Raw genomic sequence first — 13,257 nt, forward strand, 5'->3', positions numbered from 1 at the left:
CGCGGCCGTGCTGCTCATTCTCGCGAGCTGGCGCGCGGTGGCGGGCCGCATCGAATACCAGCATATCGTGCACTCGCGCGACGAGGTGTTCTACTGGCTCACGATCCTCGTCTCGAACACGCTCGGCACCGCGCTCGGCGATTTCACCGCGACCAGCCTCGGTCTCGGCTTCGAGCACGGTTCGCTCGTGTTTGCAGGGCTGCTCGTGGTCGTGGCGACTGCATGGCGGGTCGGCAAACGGATTCCGGTCAGCGTGCTGTTCTGGGCGGCTTACGTGTTGACGCGGCCGCTCGGCGCAACGCTAGGCGACACGCTGACCAAGCCGCTTGCCGAAGGCGGCCTTGCACTCGAGCGCATCCCGGCGTCGCTCGTCATCCTGGGCACGCTGGCTGCTGTGGTCGTGCTGCAGCACAGGCTCGGACGCGGCACGCGCGAGGTTGCATCGGGATCCGCAAGATGACTGCGCCGTGGACTACGACGCAGGACGCAGGCTTTATCGAATCCCGATCGATAACTTGACTCAATCGGTCCAACTGACAGTTCCGTAAGATTTTTTAAGCCCTGTATAAGGCCGGAGAACTAAGCTTGTTGATGAGTGTGCATTGCGTGCCGCTCTCATTCAACCTCACAGGAGAAACCACATGAAGGCCCTTTTAACCGCCACTGCTTCGGCACTTTTATTGCTCGCTTCCGCGGCTTCGTTCGCGCAGACCTCGGACGGAATGGGCGGCGCCGCGACGACGAACCCGCCTGCCGCGACCAGCGCGGATCAGCAGAACTGGCAGCGCCAGCCGGCCATGAACTATCAGAACTCGCGGGCCAGCGCCGACGTCGATTACGGCATGCCCGCAAACGGCACCTACCAATCCGGCCGTCCGATCAATCAAGGCGGCTTCACCGAGCCGACCTTCGGTCATCATTGACCGATGGCGCCGTCGTACCAGGTCATCGTTACTCGCCCGCCCGCGTGGCCCGCGTGCCGCGCCACCGCGGTAACATCGACCCCAGTTTTGAATGGAGCTGACCGATGCGCCTGCTGTTGATCGAAGACGACGAGATGATCGGCGAAACCGTGCTCGAATCGATGCGCCGCGCCGGCCATGCGATCGACTGGGCACGCGACGCGCGCGCCGCGGCGCTGTCGCTTGGCAACGATGTCTACGATCTCGTGCTGCTCGATCTGAGCCTGCCCAAAGGCGACGGTATCGAATTGCTGAAGACCTGGCGCGGCGCGGGCGGCGACGCGCCGGTGATCATCCTGACCGCGCGCGATGCGGTGGAAGACCGCGTACGCGGCCTCGATGCCGGCGCCGACGACTATCTCGTCAAGCCGTTCGATCTCGACGAACTGGCCGCCCGCGCCCGCGCGCTGTTGCGGCGTCGCGCAGGCCGCACACAGCCGGTCTTCTCGCACGGCGCGTTGAGCCTCGACCCGGCCGCACACGAAGTTCTCAAGGATGGCGAACCGATTGGGCTGATTCCGCGCGAGTTCGCGCTGTTGCATGCGCTGATCGAAGTACCGACGCGCGTCTTCACGCGCACCGAGCTCGAGGAAAAGCTGTACGGCTGGGGCGAGGAAGTCGGCAGCAATACGATCGAGGTGCATGTGCATAGCTTGCGGCGCAAGCTCGGCGCCGATCAGATCGTCACGGTGCGAGGCGTCGGTTACCGCTTGAAGAGAATCGAATGACGTCCATCCGGCGCAAGCTGCTTGGATGGCTGATCTTCGGTTTCGGTGCGGCATCGGCCGCGGCCGCGTATGGCATCTTTCACACGGCGCGCACCGAAGCCGGCGAGCTGTTCGACTACGAGCTGCGCACCGTCGCGCTGTCGCTGCCGTCGAACCTGCACGCGACGATGACCACCCAGCAGTCGAACACCATGCTCGGCGATATCGCCGACGATCGCATCGTCATCGAGATCTGGGATGCGTCCGGCAATACCGCCTATCGCTCGCAGCTAACGCAGACGCTCGGCCGCTTTCCGGCAGGGCTGCGCACCATCGAAGACAATGAAACGCACTGGCGCGTATTCGGCGTGCAGCAGGCCGCGCGCTTCGTGCAGGTCGCGCAGCCGCTTTCGGTGCGTAACGATCTTGCGCTGACGCTTGCCTTGCACACGCTATGGCCGCTCGGCGTGATGGTGCCTGTCGCCATCGTGCTCGTGCTGTTCGTCGTCACGCGCGGGCTCGCGCCGATCGGCGGGCTGTCGAGTTCGCTTGCAAGCCGCTCGCTCGACGCGCTCGAACCGCTCACGATCGATGCGCGCACACCTGTCGAAGTGCGGCCGCTGATGGTCGCATTGAACGATCTGTTGACGCGCCTGCATGTCGCTTCGCAGGCACAGCGTATGTTCGTCTCCGACGCCGCGCACGAGTTGCGCTCGCCATTGGCCGCGCTGCAATTGCAACTGCAAGCCGCCGCGCGCGACGGCACCTTGACCGGTTCCAATGCAACGCTCGAACGCATCCAGGGCCGCCTGAAGCGGCTGATTCACCTCGTCCAGCAACTGCTGACGCTCGCGCGCGAAGATGCGGCCGCCGCGACGCCAATCGCGCCGGTCAGCCTGCGACGCGTGGGCGAGCAGGTGGTCGGCGAGTTTTCGCTGCTCGCCGAAGCGAAACAGATCGACCTCGGGCTCGAGACGAGCGCCGCACACAGCGCGGCGGACTCTTATGTCGCGCTGACCGATCAGCATGCGCTGTTTCTGCTGCTGTCGACGCTGATCGATAACGCCATCCGCTACACGCCGGCAGGCGGCACCGTCGACCTGCTGCTCGAACGCATGGGCGGCCGCATCGGCATCGAAGTGCGCGATACGGGCCCCGGCATTCCGGACGATGAACTCGAGCGCGTATTCGATCGCTTCTATCGCGGCGCCGGCACCCAGGTACAGGGCAGCGGACTCGGGCTCGCGATTGCCGCGCGCATCGCGAAGCGGTTAGGGATCGAACTGAGCTTGCGCAATCGGGTTGGCACATGTGGTCTGTCGGCACGCGTCGACGGGTTGACGCCGGCGGATGAACAGCGGATCGCGCAGAGCTGAGCGCCTCATTGTCCGGCCTGATCTTTTTCTTTCTCGAGCTGCAGATACAGATGCTCGACGTTTTGCGGCTGCGCGACCGCATACAGCTTGTCGTGCCGGAACGCGGGCACTTGCACGGTATGCATCGCTTGCGTGAGCCCGACACCGGACGCGAACGCATGGCGTACCGCGGCATCGAGTTCGCGCAGATATTCGGCAAGCAGATCGAGATCGGCCGGCTTCGCGAGGCGGCCGAACGCAGGCACGATCGCTTTCGTGTCGAGTGTCTTGATCTTGTCGAGCGCATCGAGCCAGCCCGGAATGCGCTCGTTGCGCAGTTCGGGAATGCGCCCGACGCTGACGAGCCCGCCCGCGAACAACACGCCGGTCGACGTATCGAGCACCGCGAGATCGCCGGGCGTACTGGCCGGGCCGAAATGCAGCAGCCGCAGCGTGCGGCCGCCGCTTTCGATCTGCGTATTGCCGTCGACGGTGCGGTCCGGCACGGTGACGCGCGAACCGGCCATCTCGTCTTCACCGAGCGTGCGATTCAGATTCTTCAGGCAAATCGCGCAGCGCTCGCGAATCAGCTCCGCGGTGCGGCGCTGCGCCAGTATCGGCACGCCCTGATCGCGAAATGCCGACGCGCCGAATACAAATTCGGGCCCTTGATGCGTGATAACGACGAGTTGCACCGGTAACGGCGTGATCTTGCGAATCGCGTCGAGCATGGCGCGGCCATAGCGGTACGACGAGCCGGTATCGACCACCGTAACGCCGCTCGCACCGACGATAAACCCGTTGTTCGCCACGATGCCGTGGTTGGCGGGCGTGACCGCATCGCCGCTGCCCATCATCACGTAGACACCGGATGCGATTTCAATCGGCTCAGGCGCGCGAAATGCCGGCACCGGCTCGGCACGCGCCGCCGGCGCGAACATGGCAGCCGTTACCGACGCCGCGACGATCATCAAACCTGCCCGCCACGCGATCGATACGCGATAGGCCGCACGCCCGGCGCTCCCCTCACGCACGCCCATCCACCGGTCTCGCGCCGCCCGCATCACAGTTTCGACGACGCATTCTGCTGCGCGACCGCTTGCGGGCTGACCGCGACCCCGGCCTCGAACTGCTTGCTCTTCGAATCTTCGACATGGGCCTTCAGTTCGCCGTCGCCGTGCGGCACGAACCAGAAGCGGAAGTTCGGATTCTCGCTGATCGAGAAATTGACGTCCGCGACCATCACCGGTTTGTCGCCGTAACTGACCGTCACTTTGCGCACGAAATACGCGGTCGCATAATTGCGCGTGACCTGGTTCATCGCCATACCGGTTCGATTCGGATGCCTGACCATCAGCTGCGCGAGCTGCGGCTTACCGGCCACCGTCTGGCCTTGCAGCGTCAGGCGCACCTGGCCCGCACCCGCTTCGGCTGCCGCATCGTCCTTGCCCGCGGGGGCCGAGCAGCCACCCGATGCCTTGACGAAGCGCACGGAGCTATAGAGCTTGCCGTCGTTCGTTTCGGCGATCGCGCGCATGAACGTATAGTCTTCGACGCGCACGCGCGTTTCGATCGTCGCGAAGCCCGATTCGGGCGTGAACGAGAACGAGCCCGCATACGGCTCCGGATTCTCGTCGATATACAGGTACACCTTCTTGATGTAACGGGCAGGCGTCTGCGGAAACTGCGCGGCAATCGCAATCGGCACCACGGCGCCGTCCGCCGCGCGCACCGGCGCGTCGAGCTTGATCACCGCGTCCGCATGCGTATCGATCGTGCGGCCCTTGAACGTGCCGTCCTTGAAATCGACCCAGCGCGCGGGCGTATCCGGGTTGTCTTCCGGATGTTCTTCCGCATACGCGGCACTGACGGCAAACGTCGCGGCAAGCGCCACACCCGCCACGATGAAGCCCATCGATGCACTTTTCGCCATGTTGTTCATTTCAAGCTCCTCCATCCTTCCGGACTACAACGGATGCACCGGCGGGTGGCGAGCACGCGCACGCGCCCATCACTGCTCCCATTCGAGCTCCGCATACGCAGCCGTCACATTGCGGCGATGGTAGAGATCGAATAGCCGCCACTTGCCGCGTTCATCCTCGCCGATCGTATCGACCGCCTGCTGCATCGTCTTGCCCTGTTTGAGCGCCGCGCGCACATCGCGCACGAGACGCGACAGGTAAGCCTCCTCGGCGGCGAGCGCCGCGCGCCACGGCGCGTCGAGCGGACCGTGGCCCGGCACGATGCGCCGCGGATTCATGGTGCGAATCGCCGCGATATCCTCGAGCCAGCCGAGCACGGCGCCGTCGATCACCGGAATGCATCCGGCGAACAGCAGATCGCCTGCGATCAGAGTGCCGCTAGCTTCATCGTAGACGGTCAGATCGTTGTTTGTATGGGCTGTTTTCCAGGTCCGCAGCCGCAACACGCGTCTACCCAGATCGAGTTTCATGCTGCCCGCCACGGCCCGCGTCGGCGGCACGATGATGCTGCCGTCCGCGAGGTCGCCGAGTTCGCGCTTGAGCGCGCGCATATAGCTGTCTTCGTGCGACGCCTCCGCTTCCGCAAGCGTCGCGCTGCCGACGAATTGCGGATGATCGGCGGTAAACGCGACATTGCCGAAGATATGGTCCGGATGCATATGCGTGTTGATCACGTAGCAAACGGGCAACGGCGTGACCGCGCGGATAGCCGCGCGCAAGGCGTGGCCTTCGGCCGCCGTGCCGCCGGTGTCGATTACCGCAACGCAACGCGAACCGACGATAAAGCCGACGTTTGCGATATCACCGCCGTTTTCACGCGTCGCGACGTTGTCCTGGCCGCGGTGGAAGTAAAGGCCGGGTTCGAGTTGCACGACCGCAAGCGGCTGGGCGGCATCCTCGGCTGCGGCCGGGCCGCTGCAGCCCACCAAAGCGAGGTATGCAGCACACGCAAAAAACGCGAAGCGGACACGCTGCATTACCGCGCCACCGTCCGATCCTGCGCACCGCGGTCATCGTCACTGCCGTTTGCAGCCCCGTCGGCCCCGGCCGCCGCACGCCGCGCAGCGGCCGGCGACAAGCGCCGCAAAAAGTCCGCATATTCGCGCTCGAGGAACGGCTCCGCCTGTTGGAGCATGAAGCGCCGGAACGCGACGCACGTCGGCGAAAGCTGCTTCGACGTCAGATGCACGATCTGCCAGGTCCGCTCGAGCGGCGTGCCGTTCACGTCGAGCACCGCAAGCGCGCCCGCGCGCAATTCGAGCGACAGCGTATGCAGCGACAACAGGCTCACGCCCATGCCGGCCATCACGGCCTGCTTGATCGTTTCGTTGCTGCCGAGCGTCACGCAGCGCGCCGGCGTGAAAAGATGCTGCCGGAACATATGCTCGACCACCGCGCGCGTGCCCGAGCCGGGTTCGCGCAATAAAAACGTGTCGCCCGCCAGTTCCTGCAGATCGAAACGCCGCGCCTCGCGCAACGGATGATCGAGCGGCGCGATGATCACGTGCGGATGCCGCGCGAGCGGCTCAGCCGTCGTGCCGAGCTCGGGCGGCGGGCGCCCCATGATCGCCAGGTCGGTCGCGTTGTCCTGCAACAGACGCAACAGCGTCTCGCGATTGCCGACCGAGAAATGCACATCCACCTTCGGGAATTGCTGGGAATAGAGCGCGAGCAGCTTCGGCGCGAAGTGCGTAGCCGAACTGACGATGCTGACCGCGATCGTGCCGCTATCGGCCTGCGCAAGCGAGGTCATCGTGTCTTCGATGTCCTTGATCTCGCCGATGATGCGGCTTGCGTGGTGCGACAAACGCTCGCCCGCCTCGGTCAGCGTGAGCCGCCGCGAGACGCGCTCGAACAAGGGCAGGCCGAGTGCCTCTTCGAGCTGACGAATCTGCATCGATACCGCGGGCTGCGACAGGTGAAGCTCTTCGGCCGCGCGCGCGAAGCTCGGCAGACGGCTCGCGATCACGAAAATCTGCAATTGCCGCAGCGTCAGCGCCCGAATCAGATTCACGTTGCCTCCCGCGGTGAAGGGTTCTTCCGCCGTTCCCCGGCGGCTGGCGTGCGGTCGGTCAGCGGCTTGCCTGCGTTCGTTCCCTCAGCGCTGGCAGAAGCGGTCCGCGCATTGGATTTTCAACGGCTCGCGCGCGGTCCGTTCGGCGGCACCGGCGTGCCATGGGCCGGCGGTGGCGGCACGAGCTTGCGCACAGCGCCCGTGAAACTCAGCGTCTCGATGAGCTTCGGATGCGCGAAATCGTTGTTCTCGCCGGGCACTTCGGTGCGAATCAGCGACACGCCGCCGGGTATGTCGTCGGCAAACACGAATGTATAGCGCTTGCCGACGAAATCGGGAAAACGCTGCGCATTCGGGTCGTTCAGATACGGCTGGATCTCGATCTTGCGCGCCTTCACAGGCTTGCCGTTCGCGTTGCTCGTGACGGGCGTGATAGGCGGATTCGCCGCCAGCGCGAGCCGCACGCGCTTCTGGAAATAGCGGCGCTGGCCGCCCGTCAGCTGCTCCATCTCGGCAATATCGTGTTCGAGGAAATAGACGATTACCGGATTGCACGGCAGCCCGCCCGACGGCACCGAGACCTTGCCGGTGCGGTCGCTGATGCTCGCATCGTCGGCCGAATTGTTGGCGCTTTTCACGAGCACGCGCACGGTGTCGCTGGCCTTTTCAGGCGGATGCGACAGCGTCATCGCATAGTCGAGTTCGGTTTGCGCCGCGACGCCGCGCAAATGCGGCGTCATGAACAGCAGCCGCTCGGCCGGCGCGATATCGGCTTGCACTTCCGACGCCGGCGACGTAGCGGACGCGCCGGATGCGGCCGGCGCGGCGGCGTGGGACACAACCGGCGCCACGGCAAATGACGCCGCTGCGAGCAGGCAGCCCACGGCCCACCGCGACGCCGACAACGACAAGCGCGCCGTCGCCGGCTGCATGGCGCGCCTCGCGGCCTCGCGCCGCACGAATGTCGCAGGCCTGTCCATCATTGCGGCGCATTCGACGCGACGGGCGCGCTGGCAATCGGCAACTGCGGCACGTCGTAACTCGTGAGAATCGTATTGATCTTGTCCTGATGCGTCGCGATCCACTGGTCGACCTTGTCGTGCCACGCCTTTTCGCCGTGGCGCGTCCCCATTGCAATCTCGAAGTCGAAGCGGATGCCGGGCTGCGGCGGGAACGGCACGAGCTTCGCGGTGTCGCCCGAGCGCTTCACGAAGTAACCGGCAATCGGCCCCCAGACAAACACGACGTCGACATTGCCCTGCTTCAGGTCATGCTGGATCATCTCGCCCGGAAACGCCTGCGGGTCGCCGCTTTGCGCCTGATACGACACCGCCTGGTCGATCAGGTTGTTGGCGAGCAGCCAGTCCACCGCGGGGGTCTGCGCGAAAATGCCGAGGCGCAGTTTTTTGAGCTGATCGGGCGGCAGCTTCAACAGATCGTTCGGCGTATTGATACTCGCGAACTCGGGCTTCTTGTTGAACACCATCGCGTAAGTCGAATGCAGATACGACCGCGTCGTGGCCGTCATGTCGTAGCCGCGCGGCACGCCGACAATCAGATCGCACTTGTAGCGCTCGGTATTCGGCTCCTTGTCGCGCAGCGTGTTCCGCACAAAACCCATGCGCTGCGGAAAGTACGTGTACTCGACCTTGTAGCCGAAATCGCTCGCCATGGCTTCGGCGATCTTGTTCTCGTAGCCCTCGCCCTTGTCGTTCGACAACGGCAGGTTATTCGGGTCCGCGCACACGCGCAGCACCTTGTCGGCGCCGTCGTTATTCGGCAGCGACGGCGCGTTCTGCGCATGCGCGAACGGCACCGCGCAACCCGCACTCGAAAGCACGAGCGCGGCGCGCAGGATAAAAGCGAAGCGGATTCTGCGAGCGGACATGACTATCTCCGGAACGGGAAACATCGGGAAACCGATAGGGCCGACGGGGGTGGTCCGCAGTCAGGTCATTTGTCGATCGGTTGCAGATCGCCCGGATTGATCTTTCCGTCGGAACGCCCTTTCAGGTACGAATAAAGGTTTTCCCAATTCTTTTGCATCATCTGGCTCGAACTGAAGTCGGGCATACCCTTGTCGATGCGTCCGCCGAATACGGTGCGATGAAATTCGTTCTTGTCGATCGTTTTGAATGCGTCGATAAGCGACGGACCGACCAGACCTTCCTGCTTGGCGCCGTGACAGCGTTCGCAGGCTAGCGCGCGCCACGTTTTCCAGCCGAGGTAGGTATCGCCATCGACCTTGTTGCCGTCCACGACCTTATAGGCAACAGGTTTCATCTGCGAGGCGCTGGTCTGTCCATATGCGACTGGCCACGCGAATACAGCTACTGCAAACGGCAACCACATCAAACGGCCTTTCATGCGTTCGTCTCCCATCCACACTGTGTGTCTGCTTGCACTTCCGGCAGGCCGGTTTCCTTGCCGCGCCGCCGGACGGCGCGCATACCGCATGCCCTCGCGGTGCGGCATGCGCGCCCCCGATATTTCGTATCACGACTCGTTAAGCGCAGACTTCCCCGTTCCTCAGGGAAGCCCGCAGCTTCAGTGCCATCAGCTCGGAATGGCGAAGACGAACAGCGTGCCGCCGAGCGCCGTGTACTTCGCGAGTTCGCGATAGCCGCCGACCGCGCCGAGACCTTCGGTCGACTTCTGCAGACCCGCGGCCATGCCGATGCCGGCCCAGCCGCCGATGCCCGAATACACGCCGACGAACTGCTTGCCGTCATAGGTGTACGTGAACACGTTGCCGATAATTCCAGACGGCGTCTTGAACTTCCACAGCTCCTTGCCGTCGCTGATCCGCACCGCCTTGATGTAGCCCTCGAGCGTGCCGTAGAACACGATGCCGCCGGCCGTCGCGAGCGCGCCGGACCATACCGAGAACTTCTCGGGCTTCGACCAGACGATCTTGCCCTTCGACGCGTCCCACGCGATGAAATTGCCCATCGCGCCGTTCTCGTTCGGACCCGGGAACATCGACAGCGTCGCACCGACATACGGCTGGCCGGACACGTAGTCGACGTCGAACGGCTCATAGTCCATACAGACGTGATTGGTCGGCACGAGGAACAGCTTCGACTTCGGATCGAACGCGGCAGGCTGCTGGTCTTTCGAACCGAGCGCCGCCGGGCAAATGCCCTTCACGTTGTGGTCGGGACCGGCCTTTTGCGTCGAGTAGCTCGCATTGCGAATCGGCAGGCCGCTCTTCAGATCGACGCTTTCCGCCCAGTTCACCGCCGGGTCGTACTTGTTCGCGACCAGCAGTTGGCCCGTTTCGCGGTTCAGCGTATAGCCGAAGCCGTTGCGGTCGAAGTGCACGATGGCCGGCACGTTCTTGCCGTTAACCGGAAGGTCCGCAAGGATCATCTCGTTGACGCCGTCGTAGTCCCACTCGTCGTGCGGCGTCATCTGATACACCCACTTCGCCTTGCCGGTGTTCAGGTCGCGAGCGAAGATCGACATCGACCACTTGTTGTCGCCCGGCCGTTGCGTCGGGTTCCACGTACCGGGGTTGCCGGTGCCGTAGTAGACGAGATTGAGCTTCGGATCCCACGCATACCAGCCCCACGTGGTGCCGCCGCCGAGCTTCCACTGATCGCCCTTCCAGCTCTTCACCGACGAATCCGCGCCGACCGGCTGCATCTTCCCGTCTGCCCATGTCATCGTACTGTTGGGGTCGAGCAGCATCTCGTTGTCGGGACCCGTACTGTACGCTTTCCACACCTCCTTGCCGGTCTTGATGTCGTACGCCACGAGGCGGCCGCGCACGCCGAACTCGCCGCCCGAAATGCCGGTCAACACCTTGTCGCCGAACACGTGCGGCGCATTGGTGTTGGTTTCACCCGCTTTCGGATCGCCGTTCTTCGCGGTCCAGACCACGTCGCCGGTCTTCGCATTGAGCGCGACGAGCGTCGTGTCGGCCTGCTGCAGGAAGATCTTGCCGTCGCCATACGCGAGACCGCGGTTCACCGTGTCGCAGCACATCACGGAAATGACCTGCGTGTCCTGCTTCGGCTCGTATTGCCAGATGAAGGTCTTGTCCTTCAGATTGATCGCGATCACCTTGTTAGGGAACGGCGAATGGATGTACATCGTGTCGCCGATCACGAGCGGCGAGCCTTCGTGACCGCGCAGCACGCCGGTCGACATCGTCCAGGCGACTTGCAGCTTGCCTACGTTGCTCTCGTTGATCTGCTTGAGCGGACTGTAGCGATGATTGGCATAGTCGCCCGCCTGTGCAGCCCAGTTGGATGGGTTCTTCAGCAGCGAATCGAGCTGCGGATCGGCGTGTGCGAAGAATGAACTCAGTGCCGTTGCCGCAGCCACCGCCAGTCCGAGAACCAGGGTGCGTACGTTCATGTGTCTCCTCCAGATTGGGTAAACCGTCCACCTCACGATGAAACGCTACCGCGCTACACCAGCCGCGCCGTCCGGATGCGGGTAACGAGCCAGATTCAAGCCGGATACTTTGCCCGGCTCATGCGTAAAGAGGCTGATCGCATATTCCATGCCGACCGCGAGCTTTATTCGGTGTACCGCGCATATGGGCGTCAAGGTGTGCCGCTTCGCTTCGGATGACGATACATACTGTGTCAAATACGCGATACATTGAAGGCGTCCGCTTCACCTTCAATCGAGGTCAGTCATGGCACAAGCCGAGCGAGTGTATTCAGATCAGGAAGTCGCAGAGCGTCTCGTGGGTGCATTGCAGCACTGGTATCTGGAAGATGGATGGCTCAGGCGCAAGTACAAAACCGAAAGCTGGAAAGGCACGCTGATGGTGGTCAACACGGTCGGCCATCTCGCCGAAGCCGCGTGGCATCACCCGGACCTGACGGTGTCGTATGCGTTCGTGATCGTCAAGCTTAAAACGCATACAGCCAAAGGCATCACCGATAAAGACTTCGCGCTCGCGAACAGGATCGAAGAGGTGATCCAGTGGCAGCCCGGCAAGGAAGGCGGGCCGCTCGAAGGCACGCCCGCCGACGATCAGCGTTTCCGCTATATCAAGTACGACGCGCCGAAGAGCTAGACGTCAGGCACGCGATGGCTTCGCGTGCGTGGTATGGCTTTTGCCTTGCAGCTTCTGTTTCGCTCCTTCTGGCTCGTGCGCGGTACAGGCGTGCGGCCCGGTCCGAACCACGACGCGACAAGGACACGCTTGCCATGCCGATTGACTCTGACCACATCGCTCCGCTATCGGCGGTCACCGTCGACGCGCCCGCCCGCTTGCATCTGGGCTTTCTCGATCCGAGCGCGTCGCTCGGGCGCGCGTTCGGCAGCATCGGCCTCGTCATCGAAGGACGCGGCACGCGTGTCGCCGCGCGTCTCGCGGACCGCTCGTATGTTGCGCGCGCACCCAACGATGCGCTGCGCGCGCGGGCCGCGCTCTATCTCGACCGTTTGCGCGATGCATGGGGCGGTCCTTCGATCGTCGTCGATATCGATCAGGCCTCGCGCGCGCATTGCGGTCTCGGTTCGGGCACGCAACTCGCGCTGGCCATCGGCACCGCGTTCGCGCGGCTCGCCGGCGTGCCTGCTTCGAGCGATGAAATCGCGCGGCTGCTCGGGCGCGGCGCGCGCTCAGGCATCGGCGCGCTCGGCTTCGATCATGGCGGGTTGATTGTCGATGGCGGCCCGGCGCGTGGCGCGCAACCGCACGATAGGCGCATGCCGCCGCTGCTGTTTCGCCAGGCGTTTCCCGATGCATGGCGCGTCGTACTGATTGACGACACCGATGTCGAAGGGCTGCACGGCGACGCGGAACGACGCGGCCTGGCAGCGCTGCCGCCGTTTCCGCAGCCGCTTGCCGCGCACCTGTGCCATCTGGTGATGATGCGGGTTTTACCCGGCATCGCCGAGCAGGACTTCGACGCATTCGCGGACGGCATCAGCGCAGTGCAGCAAACAATCGGCGAATATTTCGCGCCCGTGCAGGGCGGCGTATGCACGAGCCCCGCCGTCGGCCGCGCCTTGCAGGCGATCGCGCACGAGCAGAAAGCCGGCATCGGCCAGACGTCGTGGGGGCCGACCGGCTTCGCGTTCGTGCGCAGCGCGGAGGCGGCGGAACGTGCGCTCGCGGCCGCGCGCGCGGCGACATGCGACGAGGCGTCCGTCACGTGCGCGGTGACGGTCGCGCGCAATCGCGGCGCGACGTTTAGCGTGGAGCGCACGCGCAACTGCAGGGTCGACGTTGGATAGAGCGAGCCTCATATGCACGCATCGACGGTG

The 13,257-nt window shown here is 64.1% G+C and carries 14 protein-coding genes; 6 read left to right on the top strand and 8 right to left on the bottom strand.

Translation table 11 applies throughout. From position 1 onward, the window contains the following. From ACYPXD_RS10580 to ACYPXD_RS10595, 4 genes are all read left to right on the top strand, one after another. On the top strand, positions 1–460 hold a 460-nt coding region (locus ACYPXD_RS10580), incomplete at its 5' end, for a COG4705 family protein (RefSeq protein WP_459710589.1). 181 nt (positions 461–641) lie between these two features. Beyond that, positions 642–923: a hypothetical protein gene (locus tag ACYPXD_RS10585; RefSeq protein WP_459710591.1), complete on the top strand. Its 282-nt coding sequence runs from the start codon at positions 642–644 to the stop codon at positions 921–923. A gap of 104 nt (positions 924–1,027) precedes the next feature. Next, complete coding sequence (locus ACYPXD_RS10590) at positions 1,028–1,690, top strand: response regulator (protein WP_459710593.1); 663 nt, start codon at positions 1,028–1,030, stop codon at positions 1,688–1,690. Then, on the top strand, positions 1,687–3,045 hold the full coding sequence (locus tag ACYPXD_RS10595; protein WP_459710595.1) for a sensor histidine kinase: 1,359 nt from the start codon (positions 1,687–1,689) through the stop codon (positions 3,043–3,045). The genes ACYPXD_RS10590 and ACYPXD_RS10595 overlap by 4 nt, the downstream gene beginning before the upstream one ends. A 5-nt stretch (positions 3,046–3,050) precedes the next feature. Here the strand turns inward: ACYPXD_RS10595 and ACYPXD_RS10600 are convergent, their stop codons facing one another. From ACYPXD_RS10600 to ACYPXD_RS10635, 8 genes are all read right to left on the bottom strand, one after another. After that, a complete protein-coding gene (locus tag ACYPXD_RS10600) occupies positions 3,051–4,088 on the bottom strand; it encodes an MBL fold metallo-hydrolase (RefSeq protein ID WP_459710598.1) in 1,038 nt (345 codons plus the stop codon). Continuing rightward, on the bottom strand, positions 4,088–4,966 hold the full coding sequence (locus ACYPXD_RS10605) for a quinoprotein dehydrogenase-associated SoxYZ-like carrier (RefSeq protein WP_459710600.1): 879 nt from the start codon (positions 4,964–4,966) through the stop codon (positions 4,088–4,090). Before ACYPXD_RS10605 ends, ACYPXD_RS10600 begins: the two co-directional genes overlap by 1 nt. 69 nt (positions 4,967–5,035) lie before the next feature. Continuing rightward, entirely contained in the window at positions 5,036–5,983 is a 948-nt protein-coding gene (locus tag ACYPXD_RS10610; protein WP_459710602.1) for a quinoprotein relay system zinc metallohydrolase 2, read from the bottom strand. After that, on the bottom strand, positions 5,983–7,020 hold the full coding sequence (locus ACYPXD_RS10615; RefSeq protein WP_459710604.1) for a LysR family transcriptional regulator: 1,038 nt from the start codon (positions 7,018–7,020) through the stop codon (positions 5,983–5,985). Before ACYPXD_RS10615 ends, ACYPXD_RS10610 begins: the two co-directional genes overlap by 1 nt. A gap of 119 nt (positions 7,021–7,139) precedes the next feature. Next, positions 7,140–8,003, bottom strand: a complete 864-nt coding sequence (locus tag ACYPXD_RS10620; protein ID WP_459710606.1) for a hypothetical protein — start codon at positions 8,001–8,003, stop codon at positions 7,140–7,142. Then, positions 8,000–8,908 (bottom strand): substrate-binding domain-containing protein, encoded by a 909-nt coding sequence (locus tag ACYPXD_RS10625; RefSeq protein ID WP_459710608.1) that lies wholly within the window; start codon positions 8,906–8,908, stop codon positions 8,000–8,002. Before ACYPXD_RS10625 ends, ACYPXD_RS10620 begins: the two co-directional genes overlap by 4 nt. Before the next feature lie 65 nt (positions 8,909–8,973). Continuing rightward, the gene (locus ACYPXD_RS10630) at positions 8,974–9,387 is read right to left on the bottom strand and encodes a c-type cytochrome (protein WP_459710610.1); all 414 of its coding nucleotides are present in this window, start codon (positions 9,385–9,387) and stop codon (positions 8,974–8,976) included. A gap of 189 nt (positions 9,388–9,576) precedes the next feature. Further along, positions 9,577–11,385: a methanol/ethanol family PQQ-dependent dehydrogenase gene (locus tag ACYPXD_RS10635; protein ID WP_459710612.1), complete on the bottom strand. Its 1,809-nt coding sequence runs from the start codon at positions 11,383–11,385 to the stop codon at positions 9,577–9,579. Between the two features lie 286 nt (positions 11,386–11,671). On the opposite strand from ACYPXD_RS10635, the gene ACYPXD_RS10640 reads away from it, so the two are divergent. Beyond that, positions 11,672–12,058: a 4a-hydroxytetrahydrobiopterin dehydratase gene (locus ACYPXD_RS10640; RefSeq protein ID WP_459710614.1), complete on the top strand. Its 387-nt coding sequence runs from the start codon at positions 11,672–11,674 to the stop codon at positions 12,056–12,058. Between the two features lie 134 nt (positions 12,059–12,192). Beyond that, complete coding sequence (locus ACYPXD_RS10645) at positions 12,193–13,227, top strand: beta-ribofuranosylaminobenzene 5'-phosphate synthase family protein (RefSeq protein ID WP_459710616.1); 1,035 nt, start codon at positions 12,193–12,195, stop codon at positions 13,225–13,227. The last annotated feature ends 30 nt before the right edge of the window (positions 13,228–13,257 follow it).

The sequence above is a fragment of the Paraburkholderia sp. 2C genome, assembly GCF_054589215.1.